17 protein-coding genes and 1 riboswitch are annotated in these 16,997 nt (G+C 43.8%); of the genes, 1 reads left to right on the forward strand and 16 read right to left on the reverse strand.

Features of this window, described 5'->3' with window-relative positions; translation table 11 throughout:
* Positions 1 to 4: 4 nt before the first annotated feature.
* From B5354_RS11585 to B5354_RS11630, 10 genes are read right to left on the reverse strand one after another with little or no spacing between them, the layout of a single operon-like run.
* Positions 5 to 412 (reverse strand): bifunctional adenosylcobinamide kinase/adenosylcobinamide-phosphate guanylyltransferase, encoded by a 408-nt coding sequence (locus B5354_RS11585; protein WP_079528930.1) that lies wholly within the window; start codon positions 410 to 412, stop codon positions 5 to 7.
* Positions 373 to 978, reverse strand: a complete 606-nt coding sequence (locus B5354_RS11590) for a histidine phosphatase family protein (protein ID WP_176142468.1) — start codon at positions 976 to 978, stop codon at positions 373 to 375. Before B5354_RS11590 ends, B5354_RS11585 begins: the two co-directional genes overlap by 40 nt.
* Positions 951 to 1,727: an adenosylcobinamide-GDP ribazoletransferase gene (locus B5354_RS11595; protein WP_079528932.1), complete on the reverse strand. Its 777-nt coding sequence runs from the start codon at positions 1,725 to 1,727 to the stop codon at positions 951 to 953. Before B5354_RS11595 ends, B5354_RS11590 begins: the two co-directional genes overlap by 28 nt.
* Positions 1,724 to 3,196, reverse strand: a complete 1,473-nt coding sequence (locus tag B5354_RS11600) for a cobyric acid synthase (protein ID WP_079528933.1) — start codon at positions 3,194 to 3,196, stop codon at positions 1,724 to 1,726. Before B5354_RS11600 ends, B5354_RS11595 begins: the two co-directional genes overlap by 4 nt.
* The gene (locus B5354_RS11605) at positions 3,193 to 3,726 is read right to left on the reverse strand and encodes a bifunctional adenosylcobinamide kinase/adenosylcobinamide-phosphate guanylyltransferase (RefSeq protein ID WP_079528934.1); all 534 of its coding nucleotides are present in this window, start codon (positions 3,724 to 3,726) and stop codon (positions 3,193 to 3,195) included. The genes B5354_RS11600 and B5354_RS11605 overlap by 4 nt, the downstream gene beginning before the upstream one ends.
* Positions 3,723 to 4,790 carry a pyridoxal phosphate-dependent aminotransferase gene (locus B5354_RS11610; protein ID WP_176142469.1) on the reverse strand — a complete coding sequence of 356 codons (1,068 nt, stop codon included), beginning with the start codon at positions 4,788 to 4,790 and terminating at the stop codon, positions 3,723 to 3,725. Before B5354_RS11610 ends, B5354_RS11605 begins: the two co-directional genes overlap by 4 nt.
* Positions 4,765 to 5,724, reverse strand: a complete 960-nt coding sequence (gene cbiB, locus B5354_RS11615) for an adenosylcobinamide-phosphate synthase CbiB (protein WP_079529160.1) — start codon at positions 5,722 to 5,724, stop codon at positions 4,765 to 4,767. The genes B5354_RS11610 and cbiB overlap by 26 nt, the downstream gene beginning before the upstream one ends.
* Positions 5,724 to 7,193: an adenosylcobinamide amidohydrolase gene (locus tag B5354_RS11620; protein WP_079528936.1), complete on the reverse strand. Its 1,470-nt coding sequence runs from the start codon at positions 7,191 to 7,193 to the stop codon at positions 5,724 to 5,726. Before B5354_RS11620 ends, cbiB begins: the two co-directional genes overlap by 1 nt.
* The gene (locus B5354_RS11625; protein WP_079528937.1) at positions 7,190 to 8,215 is read right to left on the reverse strand and encodes a FecCD family ABC transporter permease; all 1,026 of its coding nucleotides are present in this window, start codon (positions 8,213 to 8,215) and stop codon (positions 7,190 to 7,192) included. Before B5354_RS11625 ends, B5354_RS11620 begins: the two co-directional genes overlap by 4 nt.
* A complete protein-coding gene (locus B5354_RS11630) occupies positions 8,208 to 9,194 on the reverse strand; it encodes an ABC transporter substrate-binding protein (RefSeq protein ID WP_079528938.1) in 987 nt (328 codons plus the stop codon). Before B5354_RS11630 ends, B5354_RS11625 begins: the two co-directional genes overlap by 8 nt.
* Before the next feature lie 149 nt (positions 9,195 to 9,343).
* Positions 9,344 to 9,525: riboswitch (cobalamin riboswitch) on the reverse strand.
* 181 nt (positions 9,526 to 9,706) lie between these two features.
* Between B5354_RS11630 and B5354_RS11635 the strand changes: the two genes are divergently transcribed.
* Positions 9,707 to 10,612, forward strand: coding sequence for an N-acetylmuramoyl-L-alanine amidase family protein (locus tag B5354_RS11635; RefSeq protein ID WP_079528939.1), 906 nt, complete (start codon positions 9,707 to 9,709; stop codon positions 10,610 to 10,612).
* A gap of 303 nt (positions 10,613 to 10,915) precedes the next feature.
* Here B5354_RS11635 and B5354_RS11640 read toward each other — a convergent pair whose 3' ends face one another.
* The 6 genes from B5354_RS11640 to B5354_RS20905 form a co-directional block, all read right to left on the reverse strand.
* Entirely contained in the window at positions 10,916 to 12,142 is a 1,227-nt protein-coding gene (locus B5354_RS11640; RefSeq protein ID WP_079528940.1) for a CynX/NimT family MFS transporter, read from the reverse strand.
* Positions 12,143 to 12,239: 97 nt separating this feature from the next.
* A complete protein-coding gene (locus tag B5354_RS11645) occupies positions 12,240 to 13,229 on the reverse strand; it encodes a nucleoside hydrolase (RefSeq protein ID WP_245804763.1) in 990 nt (329 codons plus the stop codon).
* Positions 13,230 to 13,358: 129 nt separating this feature from the next.
* Positions 13,359 to 14,507: a thiolase family protein gene (locus B5354_RS11650; protein ID WP_079528941.1), complete on the reverse strand. Its 1,149-nt coding sequence runs from the start codon at positions 14,505 to 14,507 to the stop codon at positions 13,359 to 13,361.
* On the reverse strand, positions 14,508 to 15,977 hold the full coding sequence (locus B5354_RS11655) for an AMP-binding protein (protein ID WP_176142470.1): 1,470 nt from the start codon (positions 15,975 to 15,977) through the stop codon (positions 14,508 to 14,510).
* 66 nt (positions 15,978 to 16,043) lie between these two features.
* Positions 16,044 to 16,619: a biotin transporter BioY gene (locus B5354_RS11660; protein ID WP_079528943.1), complete on the reverse strand. Its 576-nt coding sequence runs from the start codon at positions 16,617 to 16,619 to the stop codon at positions 16,044 to 16,046.
* A gap of 237 nt (positions 16,620 to 16,856) precedes the next feature.
* Positions 16,857 to 16,982, reverse strand: a complete 126-nt coding sequence (locus B5354_RS20905; RefSeq protein ID WP_281252733.1) for a hypothetical protein — start codon at positions 16,980 to 16,982, stop codon at positions 16,857 to 16,859.
* Positions 16,983 to 16,997 lie beyond the last annotated feature (15 nt).

Raw genomic sequence — 16,997 nt, forward strand, 5'->3', positions numbered from 1 at the left:
CCTCCTATTTTAATTGTTCAGAAATGCCAAACCACAACCGAAAGATCCGCTGGGCATCATTTGTGATTTGCTGATAAATAAATCCTGTTCTATCTCTCCATAAACGGTCACGCTGCTGCACAGGAACAATCCCTCCTGTGATATCTGTTCCAATCATCACAAGCTGGCGAGCAGGATCAGCTCGTTCCCATCCCATCAATGAATGATAAAACTCCTCCCAGCGTTGATCTGCTACTTTTTCCGGCTTCATGCAATCCTTATAAAACATCACCTCGAGATTATTGACAATCAGCAAGTGAGTTCCCACTGTCCCAAGTATCTGTCCCTCTTTTAAAATTGTGTAATCGCTGTCATAGTTCTCTATGGCCCAATCTAGCTTGCCGTTATACGCTCCACCTGTGACAAAATCCATTGATCTCCCTCCTTCTCCAGCAGCACTTTATACGCTTCCCCAGGTGCTATCAGCCAGTCCCACATCGACTCTGAATGCTTCGACCAGTGGTGAAGCATTGTTCGAATCACTCCTCCATGAGTCACAACCGCAATAGGCTCGTCAGTATGGCTATGATCATTCAGTATTTCAGAAAAAAAGTACATGATGCGACCTTTAAACTGAGGAAGACTTTCTCCTCCTGGAGGGGTGACCTTTTCCATATTATTGAGCCATTGCTGATAGCCGGTTTGGGTCTTCAATTCTTCGTATGTACGCCCATCAAAATCACCAAAATGGTATTCTCTCAACTTCTTAGTTGTTCGAGTTGTTCCAGTTGATCCAGAAAGGATGGCTGCTGTTTCTACACATCGGCCAAGATCACTTGCGTACACTTTTTTAAATAGAGGAAGACGTGACTTGATCCTGTTCACTTGGCTGAGTCCTCGCTGTGACATGTGCTCATTTCGCCAGCCTATATAGCGTCCCTGTCCATTTGATGGCGTCTCTCCGTGACGAATCAAATACATAACAACACGATAAACCATAAATATGTCTCCATTCCTTCTAGAGTAGCACCGCAAACATCTCCGGTTATTCCGCCAAATGATCGTATAGCCCAAACTCTGATTCCCCATACAGCAACTAACGATGCCAGCAGAATAACTAAGCTAATAGCAAAGTAACTGGTTGAAAGAAGAGACACAGCAGCACAGGTCATGAACGTTAGCCCAATGACCGCAATTGTTACCTTGAGGGTATAGTGGCTGTTAAAAAAGTGACTTAACCCGCTGTTTCTAGCTGATAGTGTGTGTCCTAACAGCAGGATCATCACACCTCTTGAGAAAAATGGAATAATGATCATAAACCCGATCACTGAAAAATCGGTAAGAAACGCTTCATATATAAATACAAAACGTAAAATGATCACTGCCAACAAGACGAATACCCCAAACGCTCCTGTACGTGGGTCCTGCATCACCTCTAAACGTCTGGGCTTGTCCCGATAAGAAAAGAAAGCATCGCCTGAATCCATTAATCCATCAAGATGAAGACCGCCGCTGCAAATGGCAGGAACCATGATCGTGAAAACAACTAAACTCAATAGACTCCATGTAGTAAAGGATTCTAATCCGTAGAAAACAAGTGCATTTAATGCTCCTATCATGAAGCCTAGAACTGGCAGCCATATTAGACACGAACGTACGACAGACGGGGTTGGTTCAATATTTCTCCTTACTGGGAAGACAGAAAAAAACTGCAGGGCAAGCAACCCTCCTTGGCTTACGTTTTTCATGGGCTTTTCCCCTCTATCATTTCAAGGACTTTATCCATGTTAAGGTACGTTTCCAAATAATCAGCCAAGTCGTTGTAACGATCCTTTCGATTCTTAGAACGGACAATTGGCTGTTGGGGCAGGTTGGCACGGAGTCGCAGCCGGTTTAACCATTCTGTCCGCCATTTGTCATTGTAAAAGCAGTCATGCAGATAAGTACCTACTAAACGTCCTTGATCAAGGCTGATGCCTTCAGGGCCATCATTTAATTGAAGAAACGGATGTGTGTTTGACCCAGCCGTTCGACCAAGGTGGATCTCATAACCGGACATAGGACCTGGAGAATAGCCGCTCATCTCATGAATGTGTCCGTTCACTCGAATGGTCTGTTTGTTTTTCACAAAAGTTGTAGAGAGAGGAAATACCCCCATCCCTTTCACACCCTGTGTATCTCCCTCATCACGGTACATGACATCAGATAAGATCTGATAACCGCCGCAAATTCCAACAATCACTCCTCCTCGCTCAGCATAAGCCTTGATCGCTTCTGTCACTCCGTTTTCCTGACAAGCAAAATAGTCTTCTATCGTGCTACGCGTTCCTGGTAAAATAAGCGCATCTGGTTTACCTAGCTGATAGCCGGATCGTACATAACGGATCGACACATCCTCCTCTTGAGTGAGTGGAGTTATATCCGTTTCATTCGATAGATACGGCCAGTGAATCACAGCGATATCTAAGAACGATTCTCTTTTGGCCGAAGTAGATTGAACCGTCAATGAATCTTCCCCCTCAATTCCATGATCTTCTAAATAAGGCAGCACACCCAACACAGGAATGCCTGTATAGTTTTCAAGCCATTCTACTCCACTTTCAAACAAAGAGCGTTCCCCTCGAAACTTGTTAACGATTAATCCCTTTACACGCTGCCGGTGCTGCTCAGACAATAACGCCAGTGTCCCGGCAATGCTGGCAAACACACCGCCCCGGTCAATATCCGCAACTAAAATAACGGGTACATCAATCTGATCTGCGACCGACATATTCACCAACTCACGGTCATTCAGATTGATTTCAACGGGGCTTCCGGCTCCTTCAATCACTAAAACATCATAGTGATCTTCCAAATGTTGAACAGACTGCTGAATAGCCAGCTTGCCTTTATCATACCAGTGGCTTCGGTAGTCTGACCCCGACCAGGAAGCTTGACTGACTCCATGAATTATTACTTCAGCACACTGATCATTTGTAGGTTTAAGTAAAATGGGATTCATATCAACGGTTGCTTCAACCCGGGCCGCTTCAGCCTGAACACCTTGCGCGCGTCCAATTTCTTGGCTATTTACAGTGACAAAAGAGTTGTTAGACATATTCTGTGATTTGAATGGAGCAACCCGTATGCCCCGATTTACAAGTGATCGGCATAACCCTGTGGCAATCCAACTTTTCCCTACATTAGAAGCCGTCCCTTGAATCATTACACCCTTCATGCCTCTCCCCCCTTGTGGTAAACAGGCCGGCCAAATACCATCTCGATAGCTTGATCGGACTGCTTAACAACATATTTATGTATTGAACCAAGAATGTAAAGGTAGTCGCGTACCATTTCGTTGTCAGAAAGAACGTCACGGCTAAGATCGTTTGAAATCATATAAACTTCTCCAGCATCCGCAATGAGCCGATCAAGCTGTTCAATTAAAGAACCTATCCTATCATCTGGTTCCATGTCCTCCTGCTCCAGCATTTCATTCATGACCCATGTAGTAAGGCAGTCAATCAATATCGCGTCATCTCCCGTAAACGAAAGCTTGCCGATAGCCGTCGGTTGTTCCCATGTCTTCCACGACCGAAGACTTTGACGACGGTCTTTTTGATGGCGGGTTACCCGCTCATGCATCTCAGAATCTGTTACTACTCCCGTAGCCACGTAATGGAGATAGGGCAGCTTTGACTCCAGTGTACGCTTCTCGGCGTAACTTGTTTTTCCACTCCTTACACCTCCACAGATAAAGGTCATCATGTTCGGACCCACCTTTCAAGAAGATCCAGCAAGTAGTCATTCTCCTGTTGCGTGCGGACCGCTATTCGCACGTAATCCCCATCTAAGCTGGGGAAATTATGTGTGTGCCGGGCCGCCACTCGGTTTTTCAATAAAAAAGGGAGCAACGTGTCACTCAAGGACGGAACTCCTCCTAATAAATAGTAGTTCACCTCAGTATTTGACACAGTAAAAGCCAGGTTCTGAAGCCGAGGGAAAATCCGTTCTTTCTCGCTATGTATGAGCTCTCTCGTCTCCTGCCGGTAAGTATAATCGTTGAGACATAGCATAGCCACCTGCTGGGCCAGGGCGTTAACGCTCCACGTCGGTTGGTGGGCCGCGAACCTTTCAACCATCTTCTCAGACCCAGCAAGGTAGCCAATCCTTAGCCCCGGGATGGAGTACATCTTTGTCAGTGAACGTAAAATAATGAGGTGAGAGAATCTGTTTACATACTGAATGAGCGATGGTTCGTTTTGAACAAAATCGTAGAATGCTTCATCGATTAACAATGAAATCTCTCTCTTTTTCAGCTCATTCAGCAGTTCAACCAGCTCACTTTGTTTATAAGCGATGCCCGTAGGATTATTGGGGTTGCAAATCACCACGAGATCTACACCATGAAGCTTCGCTTTGATTCGTTCTACAGGCAAATCCCACCCTTCTGATTCTGTTAGAAAAACAGAGTCGATAATACATTGATTTGCCTCTGCAATCGTTCGGTATTCTGAAAAAGTCGGTTCAACAATCAACAGCCTTTTGCCAGCAAACACTCGTCCAACTAAGCTAAGCAATTCAGATGCACCATTCCCAACAAGGACTTGCTTCGCCGAAACCTTCTCCTTCAGTGCAATGGTCTGACGTAGGTCCTCGTTATGAGGATCTGGATAATTAGTTATGAGTTCGAAAAAATCACCCCATTTTTCCTGCAGCCATGGGGGAGGCCCAAGTGGATTCACATTCACGCTAAAATCATGGGTAACTTTTGGGAGCTGTAATGGATCTGTTAAATAGTGCGGGTTAGCTCCATGTGACGGCCAGTTCAATGGCGGCACCTCCTATCCATAGTAATGTCAAAACATAAAGAGCAGCTCGCACCATATAGTTTTGAGCGATTTTAATATGTTCAGCCCCCATATTCTTATAGGGGATGCCAATTGTAGGTCGAAACGATACTTCACCAAAATAACGATTTTCCCCACCGAGCTGAATTCCTAATAAAATAGCAAATACCGCTTCGCCCCAGCCGCTATTCGGACTAGGATGACGCTTGGAATGAAGGAACAATAACGCCATAGCCTCTCTCTTCGTTTGAAAATGAGTTTTCTCTACTAATAAAAGTAACACCGAGGTCAGCCGAGCTGGAATCAAATTCAACACATCGTCCAATCGAGCTGAAGCCCAGCCAAAAAGGTAAAATCGATCGTGCCGGTACCCAACCATTGAGTCACAAGTATTTACGGCACGATACAGCATAGCTAACGGAGCGCCGCCGAGAAAAGCAAAAATAAGTGGTGCTGTTATACCGTCACTTGTATTTTCAGCCACTGTCTCAACTGTCCCTCTCGCTATTTCGGATTCATCTAAATGTTCGGTATCTCTGCCAACAATCATCGATAACTGATGGCGCGCACGGGTAAAGTCTGACCCCATTAGCGGAGCATACACTTCCTGCGATGCTTCTTTCAGGCCTCTTATTGCGATCGTTGTCCAAATCAATAGAGACTCTACGGCTGCACCGAGCACGGCATGAACATGATAGCTGAGTGTCATAACAAGCCATGTCATGACGTAGACTGCACCACAAACGATTAGAACCATAACCATCCCTTTTAAGCGGCGAAACTTTCCTTTATTCCATCGATTTTCAAAGAATTTGATTAGACTTCCTATCGCCCGGACAGGATGTGGCAGCCACCGCGGGTCACCTAGCCAAATATCCAGTAAAAAGGCGCAACTTAAAGCTATAAGATGTGTGATCATGAAAGTCTCATTCTTTCCAAATAACGTTCAATGGCTTCTTTTGTTGCTTCATAAGTCATCCGCCCAATTTTGCTTCCTAATAAAGTTATCGGTCCGGCATATTCCAGACTCTTTCCAGTTTGAGTACTTGCGATCATCATGCTGTCGGTGGAAGTTCCTGTAGCTCCTGTATTAGTCAGTGGACCTTTAATTCCACAAGATGAAATAGCTTTTGTCTTCGCTTCCGCCGCTGTTACGATACCCTGAATAAATGCCTGTTCAGATAGACTGCCCTCAACGAAAATCCATGTGTTTATAGTCCCCGGATTGGTCGACTCCACGTGCTTATCCCCATAAACAACATCTACTGCATTACCCAGTCCAGCTGTAACTACAATTAAGATGGAAACATCGTCTCCCCTGAAAAACCGCTCTGCATAATCAGGCAGGTGGGCTGCTGTCATCATCGCTAAAGTATCTTGTTCAGCCAGACCCCATTGTTGACACTTTCCCTTTATGAATTGGTCAGGAGCATCACAAGCGAAACTTTTATCTACATGACCGTTTACGAAATTACGATACCAGCCAAATCCTCCACCAATGAGAGCAGAGGAAAAGGTTTTAAGTGGCTTGCGTGTACTTACAGTAACTTTTTCCTCCGTGACCTTCACAAGTTCAGGTGTTACGGTAGTTCGTGTTTCATTTGAAGTATAACTTGGAAGCAAGTTCATTTGTGGACTTGATATTGTCGGATTTGCGTGAACGGCAATGGAAGAATGATAGACTTGCTCAAGTAAAGACTTTTGAATAACATCCTCTGGTTTACCTATACGAATCACTTTTCCATGATCCATCAATAACATTCGATCACAATAAAGACCTGCAGTATTTAAATCGTGGAAAATAGATACAACCGTCAACTGATCCGATAAAGACAGCTGTTTCATTTCATCCAGCAGTTGCTTTTGATAACTAAAATCAAGGTGGTTCGTTGGTTCATCTAACAGCAGAATATCCGGTTCCTGAGCCAGGGCTTGAGCCAAATAAGCACGCTGTTTTTCGCCTCCACTTAAATGATTAAGAGGGAGTGAGCTCATCTCCGTCAGTCCTGTTTGATCGAGTACATTCCGGACGACTTCCTTATCCCGCTCCGCAGGCTGTTTTAAGAAACCAGACTGATAAGCATATCGCCCCATCATCACGGTTTCAAAGACATTATAGGAAAAGAAGCTCTGTTGAATCTGAGGCAGAGTTGCAATTTTCCTGGCCAGCTGTTTACGACCATAGTGTTCAAGTGGCTTCTGATCAATCATCACTTCCCCTCTCCACAAAGGAAGAATTCCACTCATCAATTTAAATAAGGTTGTTTTTCCACTTCCGTTAGGCCCAACCACACCAAAAAACTCACCACGATTGACTTGAAAGTCGACGTCATTAACGATCGGCCGCGCGTCATATCCCCCTGTCATGTTCGTTACCTGAATCATACACTCGCCCCCTTTTTCCTCTGTTGGTAAAGAATGAAACCAAAAATTGGCGCTCCTATAAGTGATGTAATCACCCCGATCGGCAGCTCAGCAGGGGCAATTATTGTTCGGGATATGAGATCTGCCAATATTAAGAAGGTCGCTCCATTAATCAAGGACAATGGAATAAGATGTCGATGGTCTGTACCGAAAAGACGCCGGCAAATATGAGGAACGACTAGACCGGCAAAACCGATGGTCCCAGATACCGCAACCGCTGCTCCGGTGAGGATCGAAGCAGCTAATAATATTATTGTTTTTCTCTTTTCCGTAGGAACACCAAGCTGTCTGGCCCGTTCTTCCCCTAAGGACATAGCATTTAACTCCTGACCCTGAGTCAATAGCAGCAGCACCCCTGTTACAAAAAAGGGGAACAGTAACCCTACGTGATTCCATCCCCGCATCGCAACACTTCCGAGAAGCCAGCCAACAATTTGCCGAAGTTCTTCACCAGTCAAGGCAATCATGAGTGAAATAACCGAGCCTAGGAAAGATCCCATGACAATCCCTGTCAGTATTAACGTCTCAATAGAAAGCGTGCGATCAAGCATGCGTGCAAAAGCGATAACAAAAAGAAGGGTAAGGATTGCCGTACTGATACTGACAATAGGAAGCGTAAAAGCTGAGAACACCGGAAAAGAAAAGCCTACAAATAACACCAACACTGCCCCAACTGAGGCACCTGAAGATACACCTAGTGTATAAGGGTCCGCTAACGGATTTTGCAGCAGTCCCTGAAAGGATGCTCCTGCTATAGCTAGGGATGCACCTACTAATCCAGCTAACACGACACGCGGAAGGCGAACATCTACAATAATACTGATGTTTATAGGGTCAATGGTTGATTGATAAGGACTAACTGCTTCTGCTATAGCCCCGATAATGACAGGGAGCGGAATAGGTACACTGCCAACAGCAACGCCGGACAGCCATGCACCTATTAAGATCATAAAACTCCCTATATAGGCTAATGGTTTATTCATCACCGAACGTTTCCGGATAAACAGCTTCGGCCAGCCGCTTTACACCCTCTATTAAACGTGGGCCGGCACGTGTAACAATGTCAGAGTGAACATCAAACACTTGTTCATTTTTAATAGCCGGCACTTGTTCCCATCCTTCCCGGCTGAGAACTTTTTCGATGGGTTTCTCTGTATAATAGCCATAGGTGGTAATGATGACGTCAGGCTGTAGACTAATAATGGCCTCTTCATTCATTTTCACCCATCCTTCTTGGCTGGCAGCAGCATTCTTCGCATTAATCGCTAGGATCATTTGGTTCATGAATGTGCCCGTTCCAGTCGTATAAATTTCCGGTGCCGGGGATACTTCAACAAAGACACTTTTAGGGTCTTCAATCGTAGATGCTTTTTCCTTAATTTTCTTTAGCTTATTCTTCATTCCAGCAACAATTCTATCCGCTTCCTTCTGCTCATTTACTAATTTACCAATTGACTGAATCGTTTCGTATACGCCTTTAAAATCAGTGGCGTTCTTAACTACATAGACCGGAATCCCTGCATTGCTGATCTGCTTAATGGCTGCTTGTGAATTATGAGCATTGGACCCATGTGCAAGCACGAGATCAGGCTTTAATGACAAAACTTTCTCCGTGTTAATTTGCATGCCGCCAACCTTGTCAATTTCATTAACCTGCTTGGGATAGTTGTCATGCTTTGACACTCCGACAACCTGTTCACCTGCACCAACAGCAAATGTGATTTCTGTGTTACTGGGAATTAACGAAACTATTCGTTCAGGATCTTCCTCCAGGACAACTTCATTACCAGCAGAATCTTTTACTGTAAGAGGGTAAGCTGTTGCACCTTGGGATTCTTCCGTATTTACAGCATCTTCTTTCTTGTTTTCCTCTGATTGGCCAGAGTTCTCATTGCTTGCACAGCCTGCCAGCAAACTGATCGTCATTAGAAGCATGAATATGTAATTCAATAAACGTTTCAAATTAATCTCTCCCCTGTAATGAATCTATTTTTGAGCATAAAAAAACACATCTCGCAATGAAGATGTGTACATTCAAGGATTTGCAATTCCACTGAATGGACATATAAGCAGAACTCCTTTTTTACTAAACACCTCCTATCCGCGTAGGTTATTGGTGAGAAAAACAGGTAGGTCTCCTGGCTTATGGTCATGGCTTCCTGCTCCTTCCCATGTTTAACACACAGTGGATCTGCAGGCTGCTCGCAATTACAGTGGCGGGACCGCGTTGGATTTTGAACCAACTTCCCTTTTAAGTGATGAGTAACATCACGCCTGTTTTCTTCGCCTATTCAATTAACTACTATTCTACTAAAGATTATGAAAAAATGCTTGTATTTTAGAGTTTTTTGTCAAAGATTCTCCTGGTGGCGTGTTGCTGAATATATCATTTAAAACTTGTCCAAGATTAATAGTATGATCCACTACCTTTCATAGAAAAAAACTGCATTATTAATAGTCGGGAGGAGTTATGTATGAATTTGAAAACACGTTCCATCATGGTCATTCTATTGTTTGTGCTGACAGTTACATTTGCGCTGGCGATCACCCCGCCAGTAAAAGCAGCACAAACGGGCGAAGTTGATACCCAATTGTCATTAAATGTTCGGGAAGCGCCTAGTTTGAATGCTACGGTGATCGGAAGTCTTTTACCAGGGCAACAAGTTGAGTATATTGATCTTGAGAATGGCTGGGGGCAAATCACTTATCAAGGACAGTTAGGATTTGTAAGCACCGCCTTTCTATCAGAAGGCGCTTGGGAGCGAGTTGAGGAAGAAAAACACGTTGAAGAGAAGCACGCGAGAAAACCAGACGAGTCCAGGGAGGAAAATCCTGATCAATCTGAGAGACAGGAGATCGAACGCATTATTCTCGACCCTGGTCATGGGGGTAAAGACCCTGGAGCCATCGGAAATTCTCTCCAGGAAAAAGACGTGATTCTAGAAATCGCTAAGCTCGTTGAATTTAAACTGCGTGCAAAAGGTTATGATGTTTTAATGACGCGAACAGATGATACCTTTGTTACCCTTGAAGATCGTGTAAAGCTGGCCAATACCTGGGGAGTCGATCTCTTTGTCAGTATTCATGCCAACGGATACTATGACTCTAGCGCTAAAGGTATTGAAACCTTTTATAATGCAGGGAGTTGGGAGGCAAAAGATATTGCGGATTTAGTCCAAGAAAATGTTATCTCTGAAACTAGTAACCTGAGTCGCGGGGTGTTTAAAGCGGATTATTATGTTTTGCGTCATACTGATATGCCAGCAATTCTTGTAGAAACCGGGTTTGTCTCGAATAAAAAAGATGCGAAGTTATTAAAAAGCAAAGATTACCGCGAGCAAGTGGCAAAAGGCATTGTCAAAGGCATAGAGAAGTATTAGTTAACTTGAAAACGCAGATCATTAACGTAGTCAAAATGATAAGCCTCCTGCGAAAACAGCACGAGCTAAGATTCCACAGGAAAGCGACATTTGCTTTCCTAGGAAGTTCGACTAAGATCGGCACGTCCCCTGCCAACACCGAACGACCCCACGTCCTGTGGGGCCGCGGAAAGCGAAGTATTCTTACGAATCGATGGTAGTAATCTTTCCAGGTGTACAGCCCGAACTGATATTAATAGAATGATATAACTTTTATGTTATGTCTAAGCCTTGCTTATAACGTGAGTGTTCTGCTTCTGTCTATTACGGAAGAGGGGGGTTGTTCTGTTGAAAGACTGTCTGGTTCCTCCCTGCTCCTAAACCAGCTGTTACCATTACAATAATAATGGCGATGAACAAGAGTATTGGAATTGTCACCGATGCGGTAATATCCAGGATTATACCGATCAATACCGGTCCCACAGCAGCGAGTGAATATCCAATCGATTGAGACATTCCTGACAGTGCAGCACTTTGCTGAGCATTATCTGCACGAAGCCCAAGCAAGGTAAGCGCCAAACTGATAGAAGAGGCTTGGCCTATCCCGATCAGCATGACACTTAGAATCAATAAGGGGATGCCTTCTGCGAACAATACCCCTAACAAGCCTGTTGTATAAAGGCAGCCAATCATTCCCACAATTCCTCTTTGATTAGTAAACCGGGAAGCCAGTACTGGTGTCAGGAACGTCATCGGCAGCCCCGTTAACTGCATGACTGATACCATCCATCCTGCTGTTGATATACTAATCCCCCTGCCATTGAGGATTTCAGGCAGCCACGCAATCATAGAATAAAATAAAAATGATTGTAATCCCATAAAAATGGTAACTTGCCAGGCGATTTTCGAACGCCATATCGAACTACCCTGCAGTGCAGGTGTTTTTACATCATCTGCTCTAGCTGGTTTTCGTAGTTGTGACATCCAGATTATTGCAGCTGGAATAGCTAACACACCCCAACACAAGAGTGCTTTTTCCCAGCCGAGCCCAAATCCTTCAGCTAAAGGAATACTAAGCCCAGTGCCGACCGCTGAAAAGACAGACATGCAAGTGGTATAAACAGCTGTTACTAAGCCAACCTTTAGAGGATATTTTTCCTTTACAATCCCAGGTAAAAGCACATTGGATATCGCAATACCAATACCTATCAAAGCGGTTCCTGCAAATAAGGTAAATGTCATTGAAATAAACCGGATCAAAATTCCTGCTATTAATGTTAGTAAACCCGCAAACACTACTCGTTCTAATCCAAACCTCTGACCAAACTTTGGTGCCAGAAAAGAAAATGCCGCAAACGCTATCAGGGGCAGTGTTGTAATAAACCCTGCAGCAGCATTGGATAGACCTATGTCTGCCTTGATTGAACTGATTAGTGGACCAACAGAAGTAATAGCTGGACGTAAATTAAAGGCAACAAATATAATTCCCAAAATAGATAAAGCTTTCTTTTTGTCTATCATTTGATGTTTAGACTGTGCCTCAACTCCCATAATGTATGACTCCCATCTCCATTGACTAACTCATTGCTTTTGAAAGCTCTTGGTATATAGTCTACTCGATGGTTTATACACCATTCAATTAGTTTTTCTATGAAACGTCAAAGGACACCCCTTTTTGGGCATTCACATTAGTCATAATCCGGAAAAAGGAGTCTATAAATTTCGGGTAATAAAATTGCGTAGCGACTTTATGATGTGGATAGTTTGCCTTATCCTCAATTTTCCTAAAATCTCCTATGCTTTCACCAAAGGCATCACCAGTATTAACTACAATCGTAGTGGGGATCTCTGCATAATCGATGATCGAATCTTCCTGAATTGCCCACATCGTTAAAACGTCATGCAAAGGGCTGCCCCTAATGGTGGGGTCCCTTTCTTTATAAAATTGGTAATAGTAATCGACCATAGGTTTGACTAATAAGCCCACATCACTATTGACAGATTGATAGAAGTGATCTAATCGATTGATCATCTCAGGTGTAATCAAGGCATACTGAGTGACATCAAGGGGAATAATGTGAAGTTGTTTTGGGGCAAATTCAAGGATGATATTAGTGGCATACGGGTCTCCGTAAAAGTTAGCTTCTGCTACGGGAGTCACATTACCCGGCACCGTAAAAGCTCCCCCCATAATATAAAAGTCAGTAATTTTCGCCATCCATGAAGGATATAAAATAAATGCAGTAGCAAGCGAAGACAGCCTGCCTAGGTTTAGAATGGTAAGGTTCCCCTCATATTTTTCTATTATTTTTTTAATCTCATCAAAATTTTCAAATGGGTCATTACCAATGTCTATTTCCGGTGTTAGTGGGCCAAGCCCTCCAATACCGTGTATATCTGGATAAAGTTGAGGGTCTCGCCCGGTTAAAGGAATCTCTGCTCCTCCAAAAACAGGTATGTCTTCTCTGCCAGTGACTTTCTGAAAATAAGCTGCATTTCTTACAGCCGTGCTTTTTGACACATTTCCATAGTCAGCTACAACTCCTACAATTTCTATTTCCTCATTGAAATAAGCGTATATGACTGCCACAAAATCATCAATTCCGAAATCACTAAAGACAAGCACATTCTTCTTCACAGCTACCACCTCAGTTATAAAGTATGATAGGCAGCTGTGCCTGTGCTTGAACATCCTATATGTATTCATACAACAAGCGAATTGCATCTAAAAAATCCTTCTGTCGTGAGTATCTATAAAATTGTGAAATCACAGTCCTTTCACAGATTCAAATAAAGTTGCAAGTCCCATTCCGCCGCCAATACCAAGCGTAGCGACTCCTCGATTTACGCTGCTCCCCCTGGCTAACTCAGACATTAACCGCGTCACGAGTATGGCTCCTGACGCCCCATAAGGATGCCCTAAAGCCAGTGCGCCACCGGATTGATTCACTTTTTCGTATGGAATTTCCAGGCTATTTAATGAAGCTATAACCTGAGAAGCGAATGCCTCATTGAATTCCACAAGATCAATATCTTTTGAGCGTAATCCCTGGCGCTTCCACAATTTCTTCACAGCAGGAATCGGGCCAATTCCGAGCAAGTGAGGATCTACGCCGGCTGTCGTACTATCAATAAACCGGGCTAGCGGCTTTAGACCAAGCGTGCGGCACTTTTCCAGGGACATCACTAGAACGGCAGCCGCCCCATCATTCATTGGACAGGCATTTCCTGCGGTTACCGTGCCACCATGCTTAAAAACGGGTGTAAGAGTAGATAATTTTGCAAGGGACGTATTTGGCCGTGGACATTCATCTTGATGTACTCCATCTATTGCAACGATCTCCTCCTTAAATCTGTTTTCATGTTGGGCCTCAACAGCCTTCATATGACTTAGATAAGCCCATTCATCTTGTTTTTCACGCGTGATACCATAATGTTCTGCCACATTTTCAGCCGCTTCTCCCATCTCAGGATCTCCTATTGATTCAGGGGAGAAACGTGCTCGCGTATAGAGTTCAGGCCCCATTGGATCATGAATAGAGACAGGTTTCTTCACTTTCCACGGTGCCATACTCGTACTCTCAACCCCTCCAGCGATAAAAATGTCTCCAGCACCTGACTGAACTAAGCGTGCTGCTAGATTAATCGCTTCTAGACCGGATCCGCACTGCCTGTCTATCGTTACACCAGGAATAGTCAAGGGTAAGCCGGCTTCTAATGAGGACAGCCGTGCGATATTCCCTCCAGGCCCTACAACATTCCCCAGGATCACATCATCGATTTCAGCAGGGTCGATCTCTTCTGTTAAATTCTTTAAAATAGGGTTGATGAGTTTTTCAGGTGGAAGACGGGAGAGTAATCCCCCGATCTTACCTATCGGTGTACGCTTCGCCTTGACTATGACTGCTTCCTTCATCTAACCGCTCCTTATTGGGATTTGAAGTTTCTTCCTCGCTATTTTTCCACTGCCGGTATAAGGGAACTCATGTAACTGGATCCATTCTTTTGGGCATTTATATTTAGGCAAAAACTTCGCCATGTAAGCATTCACCTCATCCATAACTAGTTTCCGGCCCCCTGCACAGGTAACAAAAGCCACCACCTTCTGACCCCAATACTCATCCTCCACACCCAGCACAGCAGCTTCTTCAATAGCCGAATGTCTTCGGATCACCTGTTCCACCTCTTCAGGGTAAATATTAAGGCCACCGCTAATGATCATATTCTGCTTCCGACCTTTTAGGATGATATGACCTTCTTCATTAACAAATGCCAGATCATCAACCGTGGCCCAATCACCATGAAAAACCTTTGCCGTTTCCTCAGGTCGATTTACATATCCATTGAACAACCACGGACTCTTCACAAACAGAGTACCAACTTCCCCTTGGGGTACAGGTTGTCCGCTGTCCGAGAGAATTGAAATCTCTACACTCGGGAAAGGCTTCCCGATCGAACCTTCAGGCAGGGTGTCGTCATTCACCTTACGAAAGCTAACGAAACTTAATTCAGAAGCTCCGTAAAATTCATAAACAGAGGCTTGCGGAAATACTTTGCTAACTTTCTGCTTAGACCGTTCTCTCCACTTTGCCCCGGAAGAAATTAATGTAGTTAAATGATTGCTCACCTCACTGCCACTTGTTTTGGTCAATGCTTCAAACATAGTCGGCACCATATACATTACCGTAATGGACCTTGTATGAAGAAGTTCCCAAACTTCGTCCGCAGAGAAAGAGGAACACAGATGTAAGGTGGATCCTATATGTAAACACTGCACAGCAGCATACAGAAAATGTGAATGAACCAGGGGGCCAGGACATAGAATCTTGTCTTCTTCTGTTAAGGAAAAAGCCTGACGTCCCAGGGAGAAACAATCAGCCCAGGATGCATGACTTCTTATAAACCCCTTCGGCTGACCTGTGGTACCTGAAGTATACCCTATATAAAATGGGTCCTGACTGGAGAAGTCACCCCCCACCTCACCAGTTGGAGAAAGCAGCTCTAAAGCTTCTATCGTAAAGGTTTTAACTGTATTTATACCTTCAAATTGATGAGCAAAAGCCTGATCATAGACCACTAGATCTGGTTCAGCATCTTTTATAACCTCGGATAACTGGAGGGGACTCCATTTAGGATCGAATGGAATTGCGATCCCTCCCATTGAACTGATGGCTATAAATAGTTCTATCCATTTTGGTTCGTTAGGAAGCAAGTACCCAATCTTTTTTCCCTTGCCTTTAGGAAATAAAAATGTAAGTTTACGCTGAAGGAGTTGAGTAGACTGATAGAACTCCTTATAGCTGATTTGCTCCCTCCAAGTTTCTATAGCTATCCGCTCAGGATATCTCTTAGCTATTTCTCTTATGCTCGTACCGATAACAGACACTCTGCACACCTCACTCTACTTTTATGTCTTAAAAAAGGTTTGCCCCGAATAAGGCAAACCTTCTTCTTAGGCCGCTTTAGATGTTTTTTGAACACGTCTGTCCATTTCAATTAATGGATAGACGCGATTAATTTGTTTGGCTAATAAGGAGGCTGCAACAACCTTTACAAGGTCACCTGGGATAAAAACCAATGCCGCCCATGCCGCCTTTGTCCAAGGCGTTTCTGTCATAATGGAAAGGTAGGTTACCCCAAATGCGTAAACCAGGATAATCCCCCCTGCCACATTAATAGCTATATAGAGGCCTATATTGAGCTTTTTCCAAAAAAGTTCTACAAGGAACCCAATTGAAAAAGCCGCAATTGGCCAAGCCATAATGTAGCCGCCGGAAGGACCGAAAAGCACCCCGAGTCCTCCTCTACCTCCTGAAAGCAATGGTACACCGATTGAAATGAGTAAAACAAAGACTAATAGACTTAAACCGCCTCGTTTGGCACCTAATATAGAGCCTGCCAGCATTACACCTAGAGTTTGAGCTGTTATAGGTACTGGCGTAAAAGGTGTAACAATAGGCGGAAGCAACCCCAGCGCCCCAATTATTGCTGCAAATAAAGATGCATAAATCATTGTTCTGAGCTTCACGATCAACACCTGCTTTTCATTATGTATGTAGTGAAGAGTATCTTATTCACAACAAATTGTCAACTTGATTACATTTATGGTTAACCTATGATGAACGAACGATTCTATAACTCCAAGTTAACAAAACAAAAAGAGGCTGGGACATAACTAAATATTTTAAGTGAAAAGACGAACGACATGCAGTTGGAGCGAAGTATATTTTCGTAGCGGTTTAAATGCACTAATCATAATTTCTACTTAGTTCGGATTTTCATCTGATAAAAACACTTTTGTCCCAGCCTCTTTTAAATGTTTATAATACATACTCGGCAAGGCTTCTTTGTACTTCTTGAATCGGGCTGTCTTTCTTAAACGTTTTTCCAATTGGTTCACATTCCG

It is taken from the genome of Halobacillus hunanensis (genome assembly GCF_900166655.1).
In the GTDB taxonomy this organism is placed as follows: Bacteria; Bacillota; Bacilli; order Bacillales; family Halobacillaceae; genus Halobacillus_A; species Halobacillus_A hunanensis.

What these genes read in the sequence shown, in the direction of transcription:
- B5354_RS11585 (WP_079528930.1), bottom strand. Translation starts at nt 412, where the DNA reads ATGGATTTTGTCACAGGTGGAGCGTATAACGGCAAGCTAGATTGGGCC.
- B5354_RS11590 (WP_176142468.1), bottom strand. Translation starts at nt 978, where the DNA reads ATGGTTTATCGTGTTGTTATGTATTTGATTCGTCACGGAGAGACGCCA.
- B5354_RS11595 (WP_079528932.1), bottom strand. Translation starts at nt 1,727, where the DNA reads ATGAAAAACGTAAGCCAAGGAGGGTTGCTTGCCCTGCAGTTTTTTTCT.
- B5354_RS11600 (WP_079528933.1), bottom strand. Translation starts at nt 3,196, where the DNA reads ATGAAGGGTGTAATGATTCAAGGGACGGCTTCTAATGTAGGGAAAAGT.
- B5354_RS11605 (WP_079528934.1), bottom strand. Translation starts at nt 3,726, where the DNA reads ATGATGACCTTTATCTGTGGAGGTGTAAGGAGTGGAAAAACAAGTTAC.
- B5354_RS11620 (WP_079528936.1), bottom strand. Translation starts at nt 7,193, where the DNA reads ATGATTCAGGTAACGAACATGACAGGGGGATATGACGCGCGGCCGATC.
- B5354_RS11625 (WP_079528937.1), bottom strand. Translation starts at nt 8,215, where the DNA reads ATGAATAAACCATTAGCCTATATAGGGAGTTTTATGATCTTAATAGGT.
- B5354_RS11635 (WP_079528939.1), top strand. Translation starts at nt 9,707, where the DNA reads ATGAATTTGAAAACACGTTCCATCATGGTCATTCTATTGTTTGTGCTG.
- B5354_RS11640 (WP_079528940.1), bottom strand. Translation starts at nt 12,142, where the DNA reads ATGGGAGTTGAGGCACAGTCTAAACATCAAATGATAGACAAAAAGAAA.
- B5354_RS11650 (WP_079528941.1), bottom strand. Translation starts at nt 14,507, where the DNA reads ATGAAGGAAGCAGTCATAGTCAAGGCGAAGCGTACACCGATAGGTAAG.